We start from the raw sequence: 22,729 nt of genomic DNA, 5'->3' as shown, positions 1-22,729 counted from the left end.
CGATGGCGCTGAATCTGGTGATCATGGCCGCGGGCAAGGGTACCCGCATGAAGTCCGCACTGCCCAAGGTGCTGCACAAGGTGGCCGGCCGCTCGCTGCTGGCCCATGTGCTGGGCACCACCGCGGGCCTCGACGCGCAGGCGCGCATCGTCATCACCGGCCATGGCGCGGACGAGGTTGAGCGCGCCGTGGCGGCACCCGGCATCAGCTTCGTGCGCCAGCTGCCGCAGCTGGGCACCGGCCATGCGATCCAGCAGGTGGTGCCGGCGCTGCAGGGCGAGGGCACCACCCTGATCCTGAATGGCGACGTGCCCCTCATCAAGGCCGAGACCGCCAACCGCCTGGTGCAGGCCTGCGCCGGCGAGCGCCTCGCGCTGCTCACCATCGTGCTGGCCGATCCCGCCGGCTACGGCCGCATCGTGCGCGCCGGCGGCGGTGCTGATGGCGCCGTGCAGGCCATCGTCGAGCACAAGGATGCGACGCCGGAGCAGCGCCAGATCCGCGAGGGCTATACCGGCATGATGGCCGCCCCCACAGGCGCGCTGAAGCGCTGGGTCGCGCAGCTGAACAACAACAACGCCCAGGGCGAGTACTACCTGACCGACATCGTCGCGATGGCGGTGGCCGAGGGCGTGCCGGTGGTGGGCATTGCCGCCCCCAACGAGACCGAGGTGCTGGGCGTCAACAGCCCCCTGCAACTGGCCGACCTGGAGCGCCGCCACCAGCGCGAGCAGGCCGAGGCGCTGATGGAACAAGCCGGCGTGCGCCTGGCCGACCCGGCGCGCTTCGACCTGCGCGGGTCCCTGAGCTGCGGCCAGGACGTGGAGATCGACGTCAACTGCGTGTTCGAGGGTCAGGTCTCGCTGGGCGACGGCGTGCGCATCGGCGCCAACTGCGTGATCCGCAACGCCAGCATCGCGGCCGGCGCACGCATCCACGAGTTCACCCATATCGATGGCGAGAGCGCCGGCGTGAAGATCGGCGCGGGCGCGCTGATCGGCCCCTTCGCGCGCCTGCGCCCGGGTGCGGAGCTGGGCGAAGAGGTGCACATCGGCAACTTCGTCGAGGTCAAGAATTCCACCCTGGCCAAGGGCGCCAAGGCCAACCACCTGGCCTATCTGGGCGATGCCACGGTGGGCGAGCGCGTCAACTACGGCGCCGGCTCCATCACCGCCAACTACGACGGCGCCAACAAGCACCGCACCGTCATCGGTGCCGACGTGCACGTGGGCTCCAACTGCGTGCTGGTGGCCCCGGTCAGCATCGGCGCCGGCGCCACCATTGGCGGTGGCTCCACCATCACCAAGGATGTGGGCGAGGGCGAGCTGAGTGTGGCGCGCGGCAAACAGGTGGCCATCAGCGGCTGGCAGCGCCCGGCCAAGAAGCGCTGATCTGTAGCGTCTAGGGGCTTGCGCGCGTGACAAATTCCCGCCCTGCACCTAGCATGGGCCCGCCTGCCACCGGAACGGGGGGCAGCAAGCCGAGCGGCTTGGCCTAGCATTCAGGCTCAAGCAGTCGGACAGGAAGACCACCATGGCGCGAAAAAGCAGATCGACCCAACAGCAGCAGCTTCAGGCGCTGGGGGGTGAATGCGGCAATGCGCCCGAAGGCATCGTCATCGACAGCTTGAAAACAGGCCTGGACCAGGCCGCGGATCAGCGTGAACAGCAGGACCAGGCCGCGCGCAGCGAGACCCTGGAGCATCTGGCCCTCTATCACGCCCAGTGCGATGACGCCGCCAAGGCCTGCTACTACCTCTGCCGCAGCCTCGGCCTGGCACGCCAGCAGGAGCCCGGCGAGCCCACGCTGGAGCTGCTGTTCGAGCTGCTGGGTGCGCTGGCCGATCTGCCCGCCGATCTGGGCGCCAGCGCCCAGGCCGAGCCGGTGGGTGAGACCGACGGGCTGGGCGTGTTCGAACTCTGCCACCAGCTCGCCGCCGCGCGCGAACTCACGCAGGCCGCCTGGGATCAGGCCGAGCAAAGCGAACTCACCGACGCCGCCTGCCCCACCGCACCGGCGCACGCGCTGCACTAGGAGCCTGGCGAGCTCCTAGGAGCCTGGGCGGCAGAGGGCGTGGCCCGCGCCGGGGTGAGTTGCGGTGCCAGGCAAGGCGCCCGCGAGGCCGTGGGGCCGAGCCCCACAACGAGCGGGCAACGCCGCATGGCGTCGCAAATCGCCCCGGCCCTTCGGGTTGGGCCTGCAAGGGGGCGCATACGGCGTTGCGAATGCTCGCCGGGTGCCCAACCCGACTGCGCTTCGCGCCTTGCCTGCACCCCCTTGCAGGCCCAACGCGGGCCACGCCCTCTGCCGCCCAGACTCCTAGGGTCTTGCCCGCTTGCGTCGACAGACGCGGCTAACGCATGCTGCGCGCACCAACATTTCTGGGGTGCGGCATGAAGATCCTCAAGTGGCTGTTGATCGTCATCGTGGGCCTGATCGCCCTGCTCTACGCTGGCGGGCTGGCGCTGTCGTCCAAATTCACCGTCTCGCGCAGCCTGCAGATCCAGGCCCCACCCGACAAGGTCTATGCCCTGGTGGCCAACCCCAGGCATTGGAAGCAATGGTCGGTGTGGAACGCACGCGACCCGCAGATGCAGATCGACTACAGCGGCCCCGAGTCGGGCGTCGGCGCGGTCTGGGCCTGGAAGAGCAAGACCGAGGGTGACGGCCGCATGAGCTTCACCGCCGCCGAACCCGGCTTGCGCGTGGCCTACGACCTCTACTTCCCCGATTTCGGCACCACCTCGGGCGGCGAGCTGCGCTTCCAGGCCGCGAACGGCGGCACCCAGGTCAGCTGGGTGATGAACGGCGACATGGGCAAGAACCCCTTGTTCCACTGGATGGCGCTGTTCGCCGACGGCATGGTGGGCAAGGACTTCGAGGCCGGCCTCGCCAAGCTCAAGACGGTGGCCGAGACGCCCTGAACCTCAATCCAGGCCGAACAGGCGCGCGCCATTGCCCCAGGCAATCAGGCGCGCTGCCGGCGCGGGCAGATCGCCGAGCCAGAGCCGGGCCTCGTCCATCAGGCCCTCGTAATACTGCCAGCGCTGGTTGATCCAGGTGTCCGAGCCGATCAGGAAGCGCTCGGGCTGCTGGCTCAGCAGCTCCTGCCAGGCCGGGCTCAGATGGCCGCCCGCCTCGGTGAGCCCTGGCCGGTAGGACAGCTCGGCCAGCAGGCCCGGATAGCGCTGCAGCAGCTCGCGCACGCGCGCGATCGGTGCGCCGCCGATGCCGGTATGGGCCCAGATCAGGCGCGCCTTGGGCGCATGCGCCATCAGCTTGCCTATCGCCACCTCGTCCACATGGGCCAGCACCAGCAGGCCGCGCTGCTCGGCCAGGCGCATCAGCTTGATGGTCACCGGCCCGTCGGCGTTGGCGCTGTCGTAGAGATGGAACTCGCCCAGGCCGCGATAGGGCCCGGCCGGCGTGCCGCGGGCCAGTTCGTCCAGCACCATCTGGTAGATGCTCTCGTCGGCAAACCAGCCGCCGTAGTCGGCGCGGTCGCGGTACAGGCGCACAAAGGGCACGACGCGCACGCCGGCCGCACGCGTCGCGTCCAGCGCCGTCGCCAGGCTCAGGGTGCCGGCATTCGGCCGGCTGTTGGCGACGATGGCGCGCACCCCGCTGCGCTGCATGCGGCCCAGCACATCGGCCAGCGGATGGGGCTGCTGAGCCTCGACGTTGTAGTGCAGATGGGCGTCGAACAAGGGGCCCTGGTAGGGCTGGGCCGGCAGCGTGCCGGCCAGGCTCAGCAGGGCCAGCAGGACCGGCAGGCGCTCAATGCGCATGCAGGCTGCGCTCGTGCCCGGCGATCAGGCGGCTGACGCGCGAGACCGAGAGGCCCAGCTCATGCGCCAGCCCGGTCATCGACAGCCCGCCCTCGGTGTGGGCGCGGTACAGCGCCTCCTCGCGGCTGCCGCATTCGCGCAGCCAATCCCGCCATGGGCGCCAGAGGCGCGCGCGCAGGCCCGCGGCGCGGCCACTGCCCGCCGACGCGCGCTTGGGCGCTGGCGCCAGCTGCTGCATGCGCGCCGCAAAGGCCTCATCGCCCAGAAAGATCTGGTGGCGCAACTGCTGCCAGACATCGGGGCCGGCACCCTCGGCCAGCAGGCGCTCGTAGCGCTGGGCGGCGCGCTTGCGGTCGGCCGCGGCCTGGGCCGGCTTGCCGATCAGGTAGGACCACAGCCCCTGCACCTCCAGCCACTCGGGCGCCGCCGCGGCGCCGGCATGGGCGGCATAGCTGGACCAGGGCCAGCCCTGCGGCGTCTTGGCCAGGCCGGCGCGCACGGCGGCCTGATCCACATGCCGGCAGACCTCCAGCAGCATGGCCTCGCGGTCCACCAGCACCGCCTTGAAGCGGCCCTGGAACAGATTGCCGGAGCCGCCGTGGCGGCGGTTGTAACCCTGGGTATAGACGCCGTTCAGATGGCGCATCAGGCGCGAGAGGTTGGCCTGGCGCGTGAACAGCAACAGCTCGTAACCGTCATGCCCGAAGTGATAGGCCAGCACCTGGGCGTCGAAGCGCTCCATGGCCTGGGCGATCACCGCCAGCAGGGCGCGGCGGTCCGCGTCGTCGTGGAACACCGCTGCGCCAGCATCGCCCTTGGAGGCGACATGGTAGACAGCACCGGGAATTTCAATGCGTAGAGGTCTGGCCATGCTGGCAACTTAGGCCACCCATGCCCAAAAGGCAAGGCCTGACCCCCAAGCTTGCGAGTGGCCGGGGGTCAAGTCTGAACCCCGCCGAGTTCAATGCGTCTTGAGGCCGTCCAGCACCTTGAGCACGGCCTCGTCGCCCATGCCGCGCGCGTCGGCCAGCTCGCCGCCGCCGGTGGCGCTGAGCACCTGGCCGTCGGCGCCCAGCACCGCCACGGCCGGGATGCCCTTCTTCAGCGGCACGCCCATCTGCGCGGCCAGGTCGGTGTTGCGGTCGAAGCGCCCGACATTGACCTTCAGCGTCACGAAGCGCCGGCTGCTTTCGGCCTGCAGCTTGCCCTCGGCCAGCTTGGCGTCCAGCGCCAGGCAGTCCTTGCACCAGTTGGCGCCGAACACCACCAGCACATTCTTGCGCTGGGCGTTCGCCTGGCTGAGCGCCAGATTCAGCTCGGCGCGCGCATCGGCCTGCTCGTTGTAGACCGGCTTGGCGCTGCCCTGGGCAGCCGCGGTCAGGGGGCTCAGGCAGGCGGCCAGCATGAGACCGCAGGAGATCAGGGATTGGCGTAGCTTCATGCCGCCAGTGTGCCATCGTCATGAGGTACAACTGCGGCCTTGCCAGAATCCCCCTGAAAGCCCCGACACCATGGCCGGATCCAGCCTGCTGACCCTGATCGACGACATCGCCACCCTGCTCGACGATGTGGCCTTCCTCTCCAAGATGGCGGCGCAGAAGACCGCCGGCGTGCTGGGCGACGATCTGGCGCTGAACGCCCAGCAGGTCAGCGGCGTGGCGGCCGAGCGCGAGCTGCCGGTGGTCTGGGCGGTGGCCAAGGGCTCGCTCAGGAACAAGGCCATCCTGGTGCCGGCGGCACTGGCGATCAGCGCCACCCTGCCCTGGGCGGTGACGCCGCTGCTGATGGTGGGCGGCGCCTACCTGTGTTTCGAGGGCTTCGAGAAGATCGCCCACCAGTTCCTGCATGGCGAGGACGATATGGCGCATGAGCGCGCGCTGGCCGAGGCCTTGATGGACCCGGCCGTCGACCTGCTGGCGCTGGAGCGCGAGCGCATCCAGGGCGCGATCCGCACCGATTTCATCCTCTCGGCCGAGATCATCGCCATCACCCTGGGCACCGTGGCCGCGGCCGGCCTGGGCACCCAGCTGCTGGTGCTGGCCGGGGTGGCGGCGCTGATGACGGTGGGCGTGTACGGCTTCGTGGCCGGCATCGTCAAGCTCGACGATCTGGGCCTGTACCTGCAGCGCCGCCCCGCCGCGCTGGCGCAGCAGCTTGGCCGCGCCATCCTGGCGGCAGCCCCCTGGCTGATGCGCGGCCTGTCGGTCGCCGGCACCGCGGCGATGTTCCTGGTGGGCGGCGGCATCCTGGCCCATGGCCTGCCGGTGCTGAGCCACCCCGCCGAGGCCCTGCTGGCGCGCCTGGCCGAGGCTTCGGGGTCAGGTTTTGCCGCCCTCACCCAGAGCCTGGGCGGCATGCTGCTGAACGGCCTCTTGGGCGTGCTCGCGGGCGCGCTGGTGCTGGGCGGCCTGAGCCTGGGCCAGGGTGTCTGGCGCCACTTGAGGCGCTGAGGCGCGGGTGGCATAGTGCAGCCACTCGGGAGGGCCCCAGATGCTGCACGCCAGGCGGATGACCGGATGGGCCAGTTTGCTGGCCTTGCTGCTGGCTGCCTGCGGTGGCGGCGGCGGCGGCACGGCGGCGTCGGATGTGCCGCCCGGCGTCGAGGGCGGCCTGCTGAATGACCCGGTGCGCTATGCGCTGGACGCCAACGCCGCGCTGCCCAGCGCCACCGAAAGCTCGGTGCAGACCAGCCAGCAGCTGAGCCTGGACGGCACGCCGATCGATTACCAGACCGACACCGGCCACCTCACCGCCAGCGACCCAGTGAGCGGCGCCGCCAAGGCCAGCATTTTCTACGTGGCCTACACCCGCAAGGGCGTGGCCAGCGCGAACCGGCCACTGGTGTTCTTCTACAACGGCGGGCCGGGCTCGGCCTCAGTGTGGCTGCACCTGGGCTCCTACGCGCCCAAGCGCCTGGCCGCCCCCATGCCGGCCACCACGGTGCCCCAGCCCTACCGCATGGTGGACAACCCCCAGACCCTGCTGCGCGAGGCCGATCTGGTGTTCGTCGACGCGGTCGGCACCGGTTATTCGCAGGCCATCGCCCCCAACAGCAACCGCAGCTTCTGGGGCGTGGATGCCGACGCCCTGCTGTTCCGCGACTTCGTGCTGCGCTACACCGCCAAGTTCCAGCGCCAGGCCTCGCCCCTGGTGCTGTTCGGCGAATCCTATGGCGGCCTGCGTTCGCCCATCCTGGCCGCGGCCCTGCTCGCCGCCGGTGCGCCGCTGCAGGGCGTGGTGCTGCAATCGGCCATCCTCAACTACAACAGCAACTGCGCCGTGCTCGACCCCGGCCGGCTCAGCTGCAGCGCCTTCGTGCCCAGCTACGCGGCGGCGGCGGCCTGGTTCCAGCGCGCCCGGCCGGTGCCCACCGAGCTGCCCAGCTTCGAGCAGCAGGTGATCGCCTATGCCGAGGCGCAGTACGAGCCGGCCGCGCAGGCCTGGCTGACGCAGCGCCTGGCGCTGGCGGCACCGATCGCGCAGCAGCTGGGCGACTACAGCGGCCTGGCCGCCAGCACCTGGCAGGCCGAGCCGCTGCTCTATCCCGAGCGCTTCCGGCGCCTGCTGCTGCCCAGCCAGCTGATCGGCCGCTACGACGCCCGCGTGGCCGCCGGCGTCAACGACGCGCTCGCCAGCGAGGGCGACCCGTCCAGCACCGTGCTCACGGCCGCCTTCGTCAGCAGCATCGCCGAGCACCTGCGCGGCAACCTCAAGTACCAGGCGAGCGTGAACTACCGCCTCGTCAACAACGAGGTGATCGAGCAATGGCAATGGCGCCACGATGGCCATGAGCTGCCCGACGCCATCCCCGACCTGGCGCTCGCCTTCGGCCTCAGGCCCACGCTCAAGCTGCTGGTGATAGGCGGCTACCACGACCTCGCCACCCCCTTCCGGCTCACCGAGCAAGACCTGGCAAGGCTGGCGCCACAGCCCGCCGGCCTCCAGCTCAGGCGCTATGTGGGCGGCCACATGACCTATCTGGACGACCAGGTGCGGCCCGCCCTGCGGGCCGATCTGGCCGGCTTCCTCACCAGCCTCGGGGGTGCCCCATGAGAAGCATGCTGCCGCTGGCGCTGGCCCTTGCGCAGGGCTTGAGCCTGGCCCAGGCCCCGACGCTGGCCGATCCCTGGCTGCCGCCGGCCGCACGCCAGGCGCCGCTGGCGCCGCCCACGCGCGGCCAGGCGCTGCGCGCCCAGGTGCAGGCCAAGCTGGCCACGCAATTCCAGCAGGCCGATGTGCGGCGCCGCGGCGCCCTCACGCTGGCCGAGGCGCGCGCGGCCGGCTTCGGCTGGCTGGTGCAGCATTTCGCCCGCATCGACGGCAGCGGCCGCGGCGAGGTCAGCCTGGCCGAGGTGCAGGCCTATCTGCTGCGCCAGCAAAGCCTCTGATCAGAGCGCGTCGCGCTGGTAGGGGGGCAGCCTGGCGCCGCATTGGCGGCAGAAGTTCGCCTCGGGCAGATGGCCTTCGCTGAGGCATTCATGGCAGCTGCGCGTGGTGCTGGGCCGGCCCTGGCGCTGCGCCGTCATCTCGGCGGTGACGATGCCGGTGGGCACGGCCAGCACGCCCCAGCCCAGCATCATCATCAGCGAGGCGATCAGCCGGCCCAGGTCGGTCTTGGGCGTGATGTCGCCAAAGCCCACCGTGGTCATGGTGGTGATGGCCCAGTAGACCCCGGTGGGAATGCTGGTGTAGCCATGCTCGGGGCCCTCCACCACATACATCAGCGTGCCCATGATGAGCACCACCATCAGCACCACCGACAGAAACACCATGATCTTGCGCGCGCTGGCGCGCAGGGCCAACGCCAGCCCGCTGAACTCGGCCACATAGGCGTGCAGCTTGAAGATGCGGAACACGCGCAGCAGGCGCAGCACGCGTACGTCCACCAGCACGAACAGCTCGGGCACGATCAGGGCCAGATAGGTGGGCAGCACCGCCAGCAGATCCACCATGCCGTAGAAGCTGCGCGCGTAGCGCCAGGGGTGGCGCACCGAGGCCAGGCGCAGCAGGTATTCGAGCGTGAACACCCCGGTGAAGAGCAGCTCGGCCGCGTTCAGCCAAGCGCCATGGCGGGCGCGGATGCCGGCCACGCTCTCGGCCACCACCAGGGCCACGCTGGCCAGCACCAGCAGCACCAGGGCGATGTCGAAGGCCCGGCCGGCACGGGTGTCGGCCTCGAAGATGATGGTGTAGCAGCGCAGGCGCCAGCCGCTGAGCGGCTTGCCGAGCTCGGTCGCCGCCTGATTTCTTTGATGTGCACGCATTCGCCAAGCCTAGCGCAGCTGATAACCTCGGGCTTTCCCGCAAGTGTTGCCGGCCCATGAAAACCCACACCGTCGAAATCCAGAAATTCAAGGCCGCGACCACCACCGGCCATGGCGAAGTCATCTTCAAGATCGACGCCATCATCAATCCGCGCCAACCGGTCGAGGGCATCGAGCCCAGCAGCGTGATCACCATGACCGAGGCCAACGCCCGCGTGCTGATGCTGCTGCTGAAGACGCAGATCGCCGAATTCGACGCCAAGAAGCCCAAGAGTCGGCATGGCCGACACGGTTGAGCAGAAAAAGAATCCCAGCGAACACGCCCCATGGAATACCCCAGCTACAACCCCGCCTCCGACTACCTGCCGCTCAACGACGAGGAACTCTCGACGCTGGACGACATGCTGACCAAGCTGCCCAGCGAGGCGGCGATGAATATCGAGGCCATGGACGGCTACCTCACCGCCCTGCTGCTCAGCCCCAAGGCCCTGGCGGAGCTGCCCGGCGCCGACTGGCTGCCCCTGGTCTGGGGTGGCGACGGTGCCGATGGCACCGCCCCCTTTGTGAGCGGCAAGCAGAAGAAGCGCGTGATGATGCTGGTGCTGCGCCATCTGCGCAGCATCGCGGTGCAGCTCAGCGAGCGCCCGGACGCCTGGGAGCCGATCTTCAGCATCGCCGTCACCGAGGACGAGCAGGAGCTCACCGACGCCGAGGACTGGTGCATCGGCTTCATGCTGGGCGTGGACCAGGCCGCCGATGCCTGGGCACCGCGCTTCCGGGACGCCGAGCTGGCCGCCGCGCTGGCGCCGATCGCCCTGCTGGGCGGCGATGAATCGCAGCTCACGCCCGAAGACCAGGCGCGCCTGAACGACGAGGCCCTGCACGACGCGCTCAGCCGCGAGGTGCCGGAGGCGGTGCTTCAGCTCGCCGCTGCGCTCAAGGCTGACTGAAAAGCGGCATCCAGCGCCGCCTGCCAGCGGCGCTTCCGTTCGGGTGCCACGAAGCTGGCCTCGAAGCTATTGCTCAAGAGTTGCCAGGCATGGCCGCCATGCAGGGCCGGCAGCGCCTCGAAGCATTGCTCGAGGTTGTCGTTCAGATAGCCGCCGAAGTAGGCCGGGTCGTCTGAATTCACCGTCGCGCACAGGCCGGCGTCCAGCAGGGCCGGCAGATTGTGCTCGGCCAGGGTCTTGAAGACGCGGAGCTTGATGTTGGAGAGCGGGCAGACGGTGAGCGGCATGCGCTCGGCGGCCAGGCGCGCCACCAGGGCGGCATCCTCCAGGCTGCGCACGCCATGGTCGATGCGCTGCACCTTCAGCACATCGAGCGCGCTCCACACATAGGCCGGCGGCCCCTCTTCGCCCGCATGCGCCACCAGGTGCAGGCCGAGCGCGCGGGCACGCGCAAACACGCGCGCGAACTTCTCGGGCGGGTGGCCCAGCTCGCTGCTGTCCAGGCCCACGCCGATGAAGTCGGCGCGCCAGGGCAGCGCCGCCTCCAGCGTGGCCAGGGCCTCGTCTTCACTGAGGTGGCGCAGAAAGCACAGGATCAACACGGCGCTCAGGCCCAGTTCCGCCTCGGCGCGGCGGCAGGCGCGCCGCAGGCCCTGGATGAGCGTGCCCATGGGCACGCCGCGCGCCGTATGGGTCTGGGGGTCGAAGAAGATCTCGGCATGCACCACGCCATCGGCGGCGGCACGCTCGAGATAGGCCCAGGCCATGTCGAAGAAGTCCTGCTCCTGCAGCAGCACGCTGGCACCGGCGTAGTAGATGTCCAGAAAGGACTGCAGGTCGCTGAAGGCGTAGGCGGCGCGCAGCGCGTCCACGCTGGCATAGGGCAGGCTCAGGCCGTTGCGTTGCGCGAGCCGGAAGATCAGCTCGGGCTCCAGCGAACCCTCGATATGGATGTGCAGCTCGGCCTTGGGGGCCGCGCGCAAGAGCGCGGGCAAGGCCGAGCGGGGGATGGAGGCGAAGTCTGATGGGCCGGGCATGAGCCCAGCTTACTGCACCTTGCCGAGATGCTGCAGCCAGAAGGCCTCGTACTTGCGATGCCAGCCCACCGTCTTGACCGCGCCACCCAGGCCATGCTCGCCGTCGGGGTCCAGGAACAGGTCGACCAGCGCCTCCTTGCCCGACTCCAGCAGCGCGCGGTAGACGTTCACCGTGTCCTGGTAGAGCACGTTCGGGTCCTGCATGCCATGCACCAGCAGCAGCGGCTTCTTCAGATTCCTGGCCAGGGGCAGCAGCGAGTATTTGCGCAGCACCGGCTTCGTGCGATCCACCTTGCCGATGGTGCGGCCGCTGTACCAGCTGTTGTAGTTCTCCCATTCGGTGGGGCCGGCACCGGCGATGCCGGCGGCGAACAGATCGGGCTTGGTATAGAGCGTGTGCTGGGTCTGGAAGCCGCCGAAGCTCCAGCCGTTCAGGCCCAGGCGCGCAGCGTCCACGCCCAGCTTGGCCTTCATATAGGCCACCAGGTCTTCCAGGTCTTCGCTCTGGGCCACGCCGGGTTGCTCGAAGTTGGCGTCGGCGAAACGCTTGCCATAGTTGGAATGGCCGCGCGGGTCCACCGTCACCATCACATAGCCATGCTTGGCCGCCATATACATGGCGAACAGATAACCGGTGGACTGGAAGCTGTCGGTTTCGACCGGATGGCGGTCGTTCAGCGGGCCGCCGTAGGTATAGACCACGGCCGGGCGCCGGTCGCTGGCCTGCCAGCCCGCCGGCTTGAAGACATAGGCCGGGATGCTGTCGCCATGGCGGTTCAGGTAGCTGAAGCGCTCGGGCTGCAGCACGTCCACCTCGGCCCAGGCGGGGTCATGGCTTTGCGTCAGCACCCTGGGCTCGGCCGGCTTGCCCTGGCCCCGCAGCAGCTTGAGCTCGGGGCGCTGGGCCCAGTGGCCCGCATTGGCGGCCAGCCATTGGCCATCGTGCGAAACCACCCCGCCGCGGTGGTAATCGGGCGCCTGGCCCAGCGCCTGCATCGCGCCGCTCTTCAGCTCGACGCGGTAGAGGTTCATGGCCGCCAGGTCGTCCTTGTTGGACTGCACGAACATCTGTTGGCTGTCGGGCGTGAAGCCCAGCACCTGGTGGGCCTCGAACTCGCCCTTCAGCAGCGGCTGCCATTGCCGCGTGGCCAGCTCGTAGGCATGGGGCTGGCGCCAGCCGTTCTCGGCCAGCACCAGCACCAGGCGCTTGCCATCGGGCGTGAACTGCGGCTTGAGCACGCTCACGAGCTCATGGTGCACGTCGCCGCGGCGCTCCAGCACCAGCTCGGGCCTGGCGTTCTCGTCCGGCCCACCCAGGTAGACGCGCAACAGCTCCTTCTCGCGCTCCCAGGTGGCGAAGGCGTAGTGGCTGCCATCGCGCGCCCAGGCCAGCGGGCTGATCTCGAACCAGCCATCGCCGCCCTTGTGCGTGAACACCGGCTGCGGCTGCTTGGCGGGTGCGCTATCAAGACCTGGCACCTTGCGGATGTAGAGCGCCAGCGGGCGCTCCATGCGCTTGTCGTCCGAGACCTCGCGGTCCACCTTCTTGGCGCTGGCGAAGCGTTCGCCGTAATTCATGATCTCGACCTGGCGGCCGGGCTTGGGCGGCGGGCTCTTGCCATCGGGCGCGGTCAGCGGCGCGCGCGCCAGCAGGCTCATCCAGCGCCCGTCCTCGCTGATCACGGTCTCGTCGATGCGGTACTTCTTGTCCTCGTCATCGGGGTGGATCAGCTCGCGGTTGAGCACCTGCACGGCGGCGCTGGCGAAGCGGGCGCGCAACACGCGCTTCTCGTCCATGAAGACAAAGCCCTGGTCGTCGGGCGTGTAGGCCACCACGCGCAGCTGGCGCTGCGTGCTCAGCAGGGGCTGCAGCTTCTCCTGCCCGGCCTGCCAGCGCAGCAGGCTGCCGCGGTATTGCAGGATCAGCTCATCGCGCTGGTTCGCCCACACCAGCTGCGTCACGCCCGGATAGAGATCCTCGGGCTTGAGCTTGTCCTTGGCCCGCTTCTTCGCGAGCTCGTCGCGCAGCTCCCAGAGTTCCTTGTCGGTCGGCTTGGCGGGCGCGGACACGGCCGAGGCGGCCGAGGCCGGTGCTTCGGGCGCGGATGTCGGCGCAGGTTTGCCGGCACGCCGGGCGGCCAGGGCCTCGGCGGCGCGCTTCTCGGCCTCGGCCTCGGCCTTGTCGGCGGCCTTCTGGGCCTCGTCGCGCGTCTTCTTGTCGGCCAGCTCGATCTTGAGCCTGGCCAGGGCGGCATCGTCCCACTGGTTCAGGTCCACCGCCGCGCCGCGCAGATAGGCGGCCTGCGCCTCCTCGCGCGCCTGGCGCTCGGCCATTTCACTGCGCTTTTGCAGCAGCTTCTTGTCGAAGCGCGCCAGGTCCTCGGGCGCGTCAAAGGCCTGCATCAGGGCCGGCGAGCTCAGGCGCAGGGTCTTGCCGCTGCGCGTATCGACCACATGCAGATCGCTGCCCGGTTCGCCATAGGGGCTCCACAGATAGGCCAGGTAGCGGCCGCTGTGGCTGAACTCCGGCTGCTTGGCGGGCTCGCCGCGGTAGGGCTGCTCGCGGAACACCTGCTCCAGGCTGGGCGCCGGCTTGGGCTGCGCCCAGGCCCAGGGTGCAATACCGGACAGGGCGGCCATCAGGATGATCCAGGTCGATCCGGCCAGGATCGCCGCTTTCTTACTTCCGCTCACGCTTCGCTTTGCTCGCACGCTCGTCGACTCCACCGGCTGCAGTGCCGGGCGCGGGATTCTAGGTGGGACGTCACAAAACGCTACATGGCGAAAGGCAGGGGCGGGCAATCCCGGACGTATGCTCTAGGTCTGATCGAACCGGAGGAACATGATGATCATCAACAAAAAATCGTTGGGCGCCCTGGGCCTGGCCCTGCTGGCCGGCATGGCCTCGGCAGCCGATGTGGGCGTATCCGTCAGCATCGGCCAACCCGGCTTCTACGGCCGCATCGACATCGGCAACATGCCGCAGCCGCCGCAGGTGGTGGTGGCGCAGCCGGTCTGGGTGCAGCGCGCGCCCGGGCGCGTGGTGCAGCCCATTTATCTGCGCGTGCCGCCGGGCCACCAGAAGAACTGGGCCAAGCATTGCGGGCGCTATGACGCCTGCGGCGTGCCGGTCTACTTCGTGAAGGAAGACTGGTATGCGCGCCAATACGGTGGCGGCGGCGACGACTACCGCGGCGAGCCCGAACATGGCCGCAAGGATCATGGCAAGGGTCATGGCCACGGCAAACACCGCGACTAAGCCGGTCGACAAGCCCGAACCCGCGCACTAATACCGATGCGCCCCCCGGACGGGGGGCCTAGCATCGCGACTCAAGGCCACCCGCCGGTGGCACACTGCGTCCATCGAGCCCCGCGCCGGGGCTCGAGCCCGTGCGCTCAGCCCATCCATGTTTGCCAAGCTCGTTGCCAGCGTCGGTCTGCTCATCTGCCTCGCACTGGCCTTGCACATGTGCCTGGGGCGGGCGCAGCAGCGGCGGCTCGAAGCCTGGCTGAGCGGCTACCGCGACCGCCTGTTCGCCTTGGGCTCACGCCGCTTCAATTCCCGCGAACGCCGCCGTGCCGCCCATGAGGCCGCGATGGATGCGATCAACCGCGCCAAGCGCACCACCGACGACGATCTCTGGGACGGCAATGTCTACCGGCCCAAGGAATTCAACGGCAAGCCGCCCAGCAAGCCTCACTGAGCGCCGATGCGCGCAGCGATCAGGCGCAAGGCCTGCAGCGCGCCCATGCCCAGGCCCACATCCGCCGAACTTGGCACCCGTGGCTCGCGCAGATTGATGCGCAGCAAACGCCCGCGCAGGCGCTGCAGCACATGCTGGCCGAACTGGCGCACCGAGGGCACCGCCGTGCCGGCGCCGAGCTCGATCACCAGCGGCTTCCTGGCCGCCGCAAGCCGGCGCCCCACCTCGAGGGCCTGTGCCCGCTCGCGCGCATCGACCCAGGCCTCATCGCCAAACATCAGCACATTCGGCCGCGCCAGCGCACCGCAATGCGGGCACAGCGGCAGCTCGTTGAGCAGCTCGCAGCGCGCCTCATCGACCTCGGGCACAAAGCCCTCGGCCGGCCAGATCGCCGCGCCGCAGGGCCGCGTGCATTGCAGCTGCAGCAGCGAGCCATGGCATTCCCAGATCTGGCCGGGCTCGAAACCGGCCTGCTGGAACTGCCCGTCCACATTGCTGGTGTAGACGATGGCGCCACGCTCGGTGCGCGCGCCCCATTCGCGCAGGATCTGGAAGCCCTCGTGCGGCCGGGTGCGCCGGTACAGCGCCAGCCGGTGGCCGTAAAAGCCCCAGGCCAGACGCGGCCGCGCGGCAAAGCTGGCCGGGTTGGCGATGCTGTAGAAATCGATGCCGGCCGCTGACAAGGCCGGGTAGGCCTGCCAGAAGCCCGCCGTGCCGCGGAAGTCCGGCAGGCCGGAATCCACGCCCATGCCGGCGCCGGCGGCGATCACCAGCAGATCGGCCTGCTCCACCAGCTCGGCCGCGTGGGCCAGCAAGGCCTCCTCAGGCATGCGCCACGCGCGCCAGCACCGGCTTGAGCGCCACACCCGAATGGCTGCCGCTTCGCACCAGCGCCTCGGGCGTGCCGGCCAGCACCACCGCGCCGCCGGCCGTGCCGCCCTCGGGGCCCAGGTCGATGACCCAGTCGGCCTCGGCGATCACGTCCAGGTCATGCTCGATCACCACCACCGAATGCCCGCCCGCCACCAGGCGGTGCAGCACGCGGATGAGGCGCTCCACATCGGCCATGTGCAGGCCCACGGTGGGCTCGTCCAGCACGTACAAGGTGTGCGGCGCCTTCTGGCCGCGGCGCGCCACATCGTCGCGCACCTTGACCAGCTCGCTCACCAGCTTGATGCGCTGCGCCTCGCCGCCCGAGAGCGTGGGCGAGGGCTGGCCCAAGGTCAGATAGCCCAGGCCCACATCCTTGAGCAGCTGCAGCGGATGGGCGATGGAGGGCATGGCGGCAAAGAACTCCACCGCCTCGTCCACCTCCATGGCCAGCACATCGCCGATGCTCTTGCCCTTCCAGCTGACGTTCAGCGTCTCGGGGTTGAAGCGCTGGCCATGGCATTGGTCGCACAGCACCTTCACATCCGGCAGGAAGCTCATCTCGATGGTCTTCATGCCCTGGCCCTCGCAGCCGGGGCAGCGGCCCTCGCCGGTGTTGAAGGAGAAACGCCCGGCCGCATAGCCGCGCGCCTTGGACTCCAGGGTCTCGGCGAAGAGCTTGCGGATCGCGTCCCAGAAACCGATATAGGTGGCCGGGCAGGAACGCGGGGTCTTGCCGATCGGGGTCTGGTCCACCTCCAGTACGCGGTCCACCTGCGCATGGCCCTCGATGCCCTCGCAGCCGATCCAGGCATTCGGCGCGCGCCGCAGCGGCACGGCCTGGGCCATATTGGCCAGCAGCACATCGCGCGCCAGCGTGCTCTTGCCCGAGCCCGACACGCCCGTCACCGCCACCAGCCGGTGCAGCGGCACATCCACGGTGACGCGGCGCAGATTGTGCAGGCTGGCATTCAGGATGCTGAGCTTGGGCGCTGCAGGGTCAATCTCGCGACGTGCCTGCAGCGGGTGGATCAGCGGCCGCGCCAGGAAGCGGCCGGTGACCGAATCGGCCGCCGCCGAGAGCTGGGCCACCGTGCCCTGCGCCACCACATGGCCACCGCGCTTGCCGGCGCCGGGGCCGATGTCGATGATGTGGTCGGCGCGGCGTATGGTGTCCTCGTCGTGCTCCACCACCACCAGGGTGTTGCCCTTGTCGCCCAGCGTGCCCAGGGCCTTGAGCAGGATCTGGTTGTCGCGCGGGTGCAGGCCGATGGTGGGCTCGTCCAGCACATAGCAGACGCCCTGCAGGTTCGAGCCCAGCTGCGCCGCCAGGCGGATGCGCTGCGCCTCGCCGCCCGAGAGCGTGGGCGCGGCGCGGTCCAGGGTCAGATAGCCCAGGCCCACCTCTTCCAGGAATTCCAGCCGGCCCTTGATCTCGCTCACCACGTCGCGGGCGATGTCGGCATCACGGCCATGAAGCGTGAGGCCCTCGACCCAGGCGCGCGCCTCGCCCACGCTCCAGGAGGCCACCGTGGAGATGGCCTGGGCCTCGAAGGTGACCGAACGCGCGGTCGGGTTCAGGCGCGAGCCCTGGCAGTCCGGGCAGGGTTGGTCGGCCAGGCCCTCGATCTCGGCCTCCTCGGCCGGGAAGCTCTGCTCGCGGCCGCGGTTGTCCTTGTCCTGCAGCGACTCGTCCAGCGCCTTGCGTTGCTCGCGCGTGAGGGCAAGACCTGTCCCCACGCAGCTGCCGCACCAGCCATGCTTGCTGTTGTAGGAGAACAGGCGCGGGTCCAGCTCGGGATAGCTGGTGCCGCAGGCCGGGCAGGCGCGCTTGGTGGAAAACACCTTCACCTGGCCGATCGCCGCGGTGGAGCGGCCGCCGGCAATGGCCGCCTTCAGCTCGTCCAGCGGCGCCAGCACATGCAGCACGCCCTTGCCATGGTCCAGCGCCTTGGCGAGCAGCTCGCGCAACTCGGCCTCCTTGTCCACGCTGACGATCAGATCACCCACCGGCAGCTCCAGCGTGTGCTCCTTGAAGCGGTCCAGGCGCGGCCAGGGGGCGGTGGGCAGGAACTCGCCGTCCACGCGCAAATGGCTGTGGCCGCGCGCCTTGGCCCATTTGGCCAGGTCGGTGTAAAGGCCCTTGCGGTTCACCACCAGCGGGGCCAGCAGGCCGATGTGCTGGCCGCGGTAGTCACGCAGCAGCTGGGCGGCGATGGATTCGACGCTCTGCGGCTTCACCGGCATGCCGTCGTGCACGCAATGCTGCACGCCTAGCTTCACATAGAGCAGGCGTAAAAAATGCCAGACCTCGGTGGTGGTGGCCACCGTGCTCTTGCGGCCGCCGCGCGAGAGGCGCTGCTCGATCGCCACCGTGGGCGGGATGCCCCACACCGCATCGACCTCGGGCCGGCCGGCCGGCTGCACGATGGAGCGCGCATAGGCATTGAGCGACTCCAGGTAGCGGCGCTGGCCCTCGTTGAAGAGGATGTCGAAGGCCAGGGTCGATTTGCCCGAACCCGAGACCCCGGTGATGACATTGAACTTGCCGCGCGGGATGCTCACGTCCAGCGACTTGAGGTTGTGCTCGCGCGCGTTGACGATACGGATCGCCTCTTCCGTGGCACGGCGCTTGGCGCGCACCAGGCTCTGCAGCGGGCGGCCCTCCTCGACCTTCATGGCCGGGCGGTCCATGTGCAGGGCGTACTCGCGCAGGGCCTGGGCCGTGTGCGAATGCGGGTGCTCGCGCACCTCCTCGGGCGTGCCCTGGCAGACCAGCTCGCCACCGTCCTCGCCGCCCTCGGGGCCGAGGTCGATCAGCCAATCGGCCGCGCGTATCACGTCGAGGTTGTGCTCGATCAGGATCAGCGAATGCCCGGCCGAGAGCAGCTTGCGCATCGCGCGCATGAGCTTGGCGATGTCGTCGAAATGCAGGCCGGTGGTGGGCTCGTCGAACAGGAACAGCGTGCCCTTCCTGGCGACCGCCTGGCGCGCCTTGCCGCTGGCCGCCTCGGCCAGGAAGCCGGCCAGCTTCAAACGCTGCGCCTCGCCGCCCGAGAGCGTGGGCACGGGCTGGCCCAGCTTGATGTATTCCAGGCCCACGTCGACGATGGGCTGCAGTTTCACCAGCACCTCGCGGCTGTCCTTGAAGAGCTGCACCGCCTCGCTGACGGTGAGGTCCAGCACATCGGCGACGCTCAACTCGCGCTCGCCAAGCGACAGCTTCACATCCAGCATCTCGGCGCGGTAGCGGCGCCCGTCGCAATCGGGGCAGCGCAGGTAGACGTCGGAGAGGAACTGCATCTCCACATGCTCGAAGCCCGAACCGCCGCAGGTGGCGCAGCGGCCATCGCCGGCATTGAAGCTGAACATGCCGGCGCTGTAGCTGCGCTCGCGCGCCACCGGCGCATCCGCAAACAGCTTGCGGATCTCGTCGAAGGCGCCGACATAACTCGCCGGGTTGGATCGCGCGGTCTTGCCGATGGGGGACTGGTCGACGAACACCGCGTCCGCGAGCCAATCGGCGCCCAGCAGCCGGTCGTGCGCGCCGGGCGTCTCGGTGGCTTGGCCGAAATGGCGCGCCAGCGCCGGGTAGAGCACGTCCTGCATCAGCGAGCTCTTGCCCGAGCCCGACACGCCCGTCACCACCACCATGCGCTGCAGCGGGAACTCGACGCTGACGTTCTTGAGGTTGTGCTCGCGCACGCCTTCCAGGATCAGCCGCGGCGTGCTGGCCTCGACGATGCGCTTGAGCCCCATGCCGACCTGCTTGCGCGCACCCAGGTAGGCACCGGTGAGGGTGTCGGCCGAGCGGATCTGTTCGGGCGTGCCGTCGAACACGATGGCGCCGCCCTTCTCGCCCGGGCCCGGGCCCATGTCGATGAGGCGGTCGGCCGCCAGCATCACGGCCGGGTCATGCTCCACCACCACCAGGGTGTTGCCGGCATCGCGCAGGCGCTGCATGGCCTGCACGATGCGGTTCATGTCGCGCGGATGCAGGCCGATGCTGGGCTCATCCAGCACGAAGAGGGTGTTCACCAGCGAGGTGCCCAGCGCGGTGGTGAGGTTGATGCGCTGCACCTCGCCGCCGGACAGCGTGCGGCTCTGGCGGTCCAGCGTCAGGTAGCCGATGCCCACATCGCAGAGGTATTTGAGGCGGTTGCGGATCTCGTCCAGCAGCAGCTTCAAGGCCTCGTCCAGCATGGTGCTGGGCAGCTGCAGCTCGTCCATGAAGCGGCGCAGGCGGTGGATGGGCAGCTGCATCAGGTCGTGCAGGCACAGGCCCTCCAGGGCCTCAAGCTGGCCGCGGTCCCAATCCACGCCCGCGGGCATCACGCGTTGCGCGGCCGGCAGGGCGGCATCGGCCAGCGCCTTGGAGCCGACGCGCCAGAGCAGCGATTCGGTCTTCAGGCGCGCGCCGCGGCAGGCCGGGCATTCGGTATAGCTGCGGTACTTGGACAAGAGCACGCGGATGTGCATCTTGTAGGCCTTGCTCTCAAGGTACTCGAAGAAACGCTTGACGCCATACCACTGCTTGTTCCAGCTGCCCTTCCAGTTGGGCGTGCCGCCCACCACCCAGTCGCGCTGGGCCTCGCTGAGCTGGCTCCAGGCGGTGTCGCGCGGGATGCCGGCCTCGCCGGCGTACTTGATCAGATCGTCCTGGCATTCCTTCCAGGCCGGCGTCTGCAGCGGCTTGATCGCGCCATTGCGCAGGGTCTTGCGCTCATCGGGAATCACCAGACCCATGTCCACGCCGATCACGCGGCCGAAGCCGCGGCAGGTCTCGCAGGCGCCCATGGCCGAATTGAAGGAGAACAGCGGCGGCTGCGGCTCCTGGTAGCGCAGATCGCTGTCGGGGCAATGCAGGCCGGTGGAGTAGCGCCAGAGCTCGGGCTCGACGCCCTCCTCCGCCGGCATGACATAAACATTCAGGCGCGCACCGCCGCGCTTGAGCGAAAGCTCGATCGCCTCCATCGCGCGCTGCTTGTCGGCGCCCTGCATACGGAAGCGATCGGCCACCACGTCGAGGATCTTGCGATCGCCCACCTGGCGCTCGGCCTGGATGCGCGTGAAGCCGCTGGCCGACAGCCATTGCTGCACCTGCTCGCTGCTGGTGTTGGCTGGCAGCTCGACCGGAAAGCTCAGCACCAGGCGGGGGTCAGACGTTGCCGTTCGGGCCATCAGCTCGGCGTAAATCGTCTGCGCCGTGTCGTGCCGCACCGGCAGCGCGGTCTTGCGGTCGTAAAGCGAGGCGGCGCGCGCGAACAGCAGCTTGAGGTGATCGTTCAGCTCCGTCATCGTGCCCACCGTGGAGCGCGAGGTGCGCACCGGGTTGGTCTGGTCGATCGCGATGGCGGGCGGCACGCCGTCCACCTTGTCCACCGCCGGGCGGTCCATGCGGTCGAGGAACTGGCGCGCATAGGCGGAGAAGGTCTCCACATAGCGGCGCTGGCCCTCGGCGTAGAGCGTGTCGAACACCAGGCTGGACTTGCCCGAGCCGCTGGGCCCGGTCACCACCGTCAGCTCGCCGGTGTGCAGATCCAGGTCGAGGTTCTTGAGGTTGTGCTGGCGGGCGCCGCGGATTCGGATCGTGCCTTCGGACATGCTGGAGCAGCCTGCTAGGGATGGGGACCGGACATTCTATGGAGGCAGGCGACACGAAAATGTCAGGAGGCCGAATACCCTTCAAAACACAATTTGCCGCTCGGCGGCCCTGCAAGACCGTCTGTCAAGACCCCTTCTTGAAGGCCTTCGCGTGCATTGCCAGCGGGCCCGGGCGGGGGCAACAATGGCCCCGGCGGTTCTGGACGACAATCAAGGGTAAACACGGACCCTGCCTCCAGGCCTTCCGGGAAGCGTAGCAAGCAAAAAAACAAACAACGGCCAGCCCGACCGCTGGCATGCAGTAGGCCATCTGTCATGACATCAGCGATTCCCTCCCTGCCCGCTGAGCCCGCAACCATCCTGCTGATGCAGCAGGACGGCGGCGACGGCTTTGCCGACACGGAGCGCTCGGGGCTGGACGAGCCCGCGCCCGCGCGGACGGTGCCCACCATCCTGCTGGTGGAAGACAACCCGATCAACCAGGTGGTGGCGCTGGAGTTCCTGGCCCTGATGGGCTTGCAGACCCGGCTCGCCAACAACGGCCTGGAGGCGCTGCAGCTGTGCGCCGAGGCCGCGCCCGATCTGGTGCTGATGGACATCCAGATGCCCGGCATGGACGGCTTGGAATGTGCACGCCGCCTGCGCGCCCTGCAGGGCGCCGGCGAGCTGGCGCGCTTCCCCATCCTGGCGCTCACCGCCCATGCGCTGGACAGCGATGTGCAGGCCAGCCTGGCTGCCGGCATGGACGAGCATCTCACCAAGCCGCTGGACTTCGTGTCGCTGCGCCTGCGCCTGGGGCGCTGGGTCGCGATGCCGCAAAGCAGCTGAGTATCATCGCCGCTCCCGATGAGGAGTGGATGTGATCGAGCTGCCCAAGATTCCCAAACCGCCCGGCGCCGACCAGGGCCCACGCTGGTTCCAGATTGCCGTGGCCCTGAGCATGGTGCTGAGCGCCGGCGCCGCCCTGGTCTCGGCCTTCCGCACCAGTGCCACCATGAGCGCGCTGGTGGAGCAGAACGCCAAGCTGGTGCGGGCGGGGTCGACGCCGATCCTGCAATGGGGCACCAGCAACTCGGACGGCAAGGGCAATGCCACCCTCATCTACACGGTGGAGAACGCCGGCACCGGGCCGGCACGAGTGGTCTGGATGGAGTTGCGCTACAAGGGCGAGCCGCTCAAGAGTGCGCGCGATGTCATCAAGGCAGCGGCCAAGGACATCGGCGTCGACTCGATCAACCTCAACAGCACCATGACCGGCTCGATTGCTGGCGACGTACTGGTGGCTGGGCGGGTGCGCGAGTTGTTCAACTGGGTGCTTCCCGACAAAAGCAACGCAGCGGGGCAGCGGCTGTGGGCTGCAACCGACGCAGCTCGCCAGCACCTCAGCGCCGAAGCCTGCTACTGCTCGGTGTTCGACGACTGCTGGCTCACCAAGTTCGATGGCCAGGTGCCGCAGCCGGTGGCGATGTGCCAGGCCGAGGGCAAGGTCAACGTCAACGGCAGCTGAGCTTT

General features: G+C 69.1%; 20 protein-coding genes. 12 read left to right on the top strand and 8 right to left on the bottom strand.

The window, feature by feature from the left end; translation table 11 throughout:
• Nucleotides 1-2: 2 nt before the first annotated feature.
• The 3 genes from glmU to AC3WQY_RS05340 all read left to right on the top strand — a co-directional run bounded on the left by glmU (nucleotide 3) and on the right by AC3WQY_RS05340 (nucleotide 2,924).
• Nucleotides 3-1,391, top strand: a complete 1,389-nt coding sequence (glmU, locus tag AC3WQY_RS05350) for a bifunctional UDP-N-acetylglucosamine diphosphorylase/glucosamine-1-phosphate N-acetyltransferase GlmU (RefSeq protein ID WP_492706435.1) — start codon at nucleotides 3-5, stop codon at nucleotides 1,389-1,391.
• Nucleotides 1,392-1,533: 142 nt separating this feature from the next.
• Nucleotides 1,534-2,034 (top strand): hypothetical protein, encoded by a 501-nt coding sequence (locus AC3WQY_RS05345; protein WP_492706433.1) that lies wholly within the window; start codon nucleotides 1,534-1,536, stop codon nucleotides 2,032-2,034.
• A 359-nt stretch (nucleotides 2,035-2,393) separates the two neighbouring features.
• Nucleotides 2,394-2,924 carry an SRPBCC family protein gene (locus AC3WQY_RS05340; RefSeq protein WP_285233599.1) on the top strand — a complete coding sequence of 177 codons (531 nt, stop codon included), beginning with the start codon at nucleotides 2,394-2,396 and terminating at the stop codon, nucleotides 2,922-2,924.
• Nucleotides 2,925-2,927: 3 nt separating this feature from the next.
• Here AC3WQY_RS05340 and AC3WQY_RS05335 read toward each other — a convergent pair whose 3' ends face one another.
• The 3 genes from AC3WQY_RS05335 to AC3WQY_RS05325 form a co-directional block, all read right to left on the bottom strand.
• Nucleotides 2,928-3,788, bottom strand: coding sequence for an amidohydrolase family protein (locus tag AC3WQY_RS05335; RefSeq protein ID WP_492706430.1), 861 nt, complete (start codon nucleotides 3,786-3,788; stop codon nucleotides 2,928-2,930).
• Nucleotides 3,778-4,659 (bottom strand): transposase, encoded by an 882-nt coding sequence (locus AC3WQY_RS05330; protein WP_285233601.1) that lies wholly within the window; start codon nucleotides 4,657-4,659, stop codon nucleotides 3,778-3,780. The genes AC3WQY_RS05335 and AC3WQY_RS05330 overlap by 11 nt, the downstream gene beginning before the upstream one ends.
• Nucleotides 4,660-4,749: 90 nt before the next feature.
• Nucleotides 4,750-5,229: a thioredoxin family protein gene (locus tag AC3WQY_RS05325; protein WP_492706428.1), complete on the bottom strand. Its 480-nt coding sequence runs from the start codon at nucleotides 5,227-5,229 to the stop codon at nucleotides 4,750-4,752.
• 70 nt (nucleotides 5,230-5,299) lie between these two features.
• On the opposite strand from AC3WQY_RS05325, the gene AC3WQY_RS05320 reads away from it, so the two are divergent.
• From AC3WQY_RS05320 to AC3WQY_RS05310, 3 genes are read left to right on the top strand one after another with little or no spacing between them, the layout of a single operon-like run.
• Nucleotides 5,300-6,238, top strand: a complete 939-nt coding sequence (locus AC3WQY_RS05320) for a DUF808 domain-containing protein (RefSeq protein WP_492706426.1) — start codon at nucleotides 5,300-5,302, stop codon at nucleotides 6,236-6,238.
• Between the two features lie 58 nt (nucleotides 6,239-6,296).
• Entirely contained in the window at nucleotides 6,297-7,841 is a 1,545-nt protein-coding gene (locus AC3WQY_RS05315) for a S10 family serine carboxypeptidase-like protein (protein WP_492706424.1), read from the top strand.
• The gene (locus tag AC3WQY_RS05310) at nucleotides 7,838-8,176 is read left to right on the top strand and encodes an EF-hand domain-containing protein (protein WP_492706422.1); all 339 of its coding nucleotides are present in this window, start codon (nucleotides 7,838-7,840) and stop codon (nucleotides 8,174-8,176) included. The genes AC3WQY_RS05315 and AC3WQY_RS05310 overlap by 4 nt, the downstream gene beginning before the upstream one ends.
• Here the strand turns inward: AC3WQY_RS05310 and AC3WQY_RS05305 are convergent, their stop codons facing one another.
• Nucleotides 8,177-9,052, bottom strand: coding sequence for an ion transporter (locus tag AC3WQY_RS05305; RefSeq protein WP_492706420.1), 876 nt, complete (start codon nucleotides 9,050-9,052; stop codon nucleotides 8,177-8,179).
• Between the two features lie 56 nt (nucleotides 9,053-9,108).
• Here AC3WQY_RS05305 and AC3WQY_RS05300 point away from each other — a divergent pair, with 56 nt between their 5' ends.
• Both AC3WQY_RS05300 and AC3WQY_RS05295 read left to right on the top strand, forming a co-directional pair.
• Nucleotides 9,109-9,348, top strand: a complete 240-nt coding sequence (locus tag AC3WQY_RS05300; protein ID WP_285233607.1) for a hypothetical protein — start codon at nucleotides 9,109-9,111, stop codon at nucleotides 9,346-9,348.
• 30 nt (nucleotides 9,349-9,378) lie between these two features.
• Complete coding sequence (locus AC3WQY_RS05295) at nucleotides 9,379-10,002, top strand: UPF0149 family protein (protein WP_285233608.1); 624 nt, start codon at nucleotides 9,379-9,381, stop codon at nucleotides 10,000-10,002.
• Here AC3WQY_RS05295 and AC3WQY_RS05290 read toward each other — a convergent pair.
• A complete protein-coding gene (locus tag AC3WQY_RS05290; protein WP_492706417.1) occupies nucleotides 9,972-11,039 on the bottom strand; it encodes an adenosine deaminase in 1,068 nt (355 codons plus the stop codon). The genes AC3WQY_RS05295 and AC3WQY_RS05290 overlap by 31 nt on opposite strands.
• A gap of 9 nt (nucleotides 11,040-11,048) precedes the next feature.
• Nucleotides 11,049-13,733, bottom strand: a complete 2,685-nt coding sequence (locus AC3WQY_RS05285; protein WP_492706415.1) for a S9 family peptidase — start codon at nucleotides 13,731-13,733, stop codon at nucleotides 11,049-11,051.
• Between the two features lie 151 nt (nucleotides 13,734-13,884).
• Between AC3WQY_RS05285 and AC3WQY_RS05280 the strand changes: the two genes are divergently transcribed.
• Entirely contained in the window at nucleotides 13,885-14,298 is a 414-nt protein-coding gene (locus tag AC3WQY_RS05280; RefSeq protein WP_492706413.1) for a hypothetical protein, read from the top strand.
• Nucleotides 14,299-14,446: 148 nt separating this feature from the next.
• Nucleotides 14,447-14,743 (top strand): hypothetical protein, encoded by a 297-nt coding sequence (locus AC3WQY_RS05275; protein ID WP_285233612.1) that lies wholly within the window; start codon nucleotides 14,447-14,449, stop codon nucleotides 14,741-14,743.
• On the opposite strand, the gene AC3WQY_RS05270 is transcribed toward AC3WQY_RS05275, so the two are convergent.
• Nucleotides 14,737-15,573, bottom strand: a complete 837-nt coding sequence (locus tag AC3WQY_RS05270) for an SIR2 family NAD-dependent protein deacylase (RefSeq protein WP_492706411.1) — start codon at nucleotides 15,571-15,573, stop codon at nucleotides 14,737-14,739. The genes AC3WQY_RS05275 and AC3WQY_RS05270 overlap by 7 nt on opposite strands.
• Complete coding sequence (gene uvrA, locus AC3WQY_RS05265) at nucleotides 15,566-21,217, bottom strand: excinuclease ABC subunit UvrA (protein ID WP_492706409.1); 5,652 nt, start codon at nucleotides 21,215-21,217, stop codon at nucleotides 15,566-15,568. The genes AC3WQY_RS05270 and uvrA overlap by 8 nt, the downstream gene beginning before the upstream one ends.
• 315 nt (nucleotides 21,218-21,532) lie before the next feature.
• On the opposite strand from uvrA, the gene AC3WQY_RS05260 reads away from it, so the two are divergent.
• Together AC3WQY_RS05260 and AC3WQY_RS05255 are read left to right on the top strand one after the other, a co-directional pair.
• Nucleotides 21,533-22,045 (top strand): response regulator, encoded by a 513-nt coding sequence (locus AC3WQY_RS05260; protein ID WP_285233615.1) that lies wholly within the window; start codon nucleotides 21,533-21,535, stop codon nucleotides 22,043-22,045.
• 31 nt (nucleotides 22,046-22,076) lie between these two features.
• Nucleotides 22,077-22,724 carry a calponin homology domain-containing protein gene (locus tag AC3WQY_RS05255; protein ID WP_285233616.1) on the top strand — a complete coding sequence of 216 codons (648 nt, stop codon included), beginning with the start codon at nucleotides 22,077-22,079 and terminating at the stop codon, nucleotides 22,722-22,724.
• The last annotated feature ends 5 nt before the right edge of the window (nucleotides 22,725-22,729 follow it).

The sequence above is a fragment of the Roseateles sp. FW301-B2 genome (assembly GCF_058788955.1).
The sequence above is the reverse complement of the archived record's forward strand: the minus strand, read 5'-3'. Positions and strand labels throughout refer to the sequence as shown.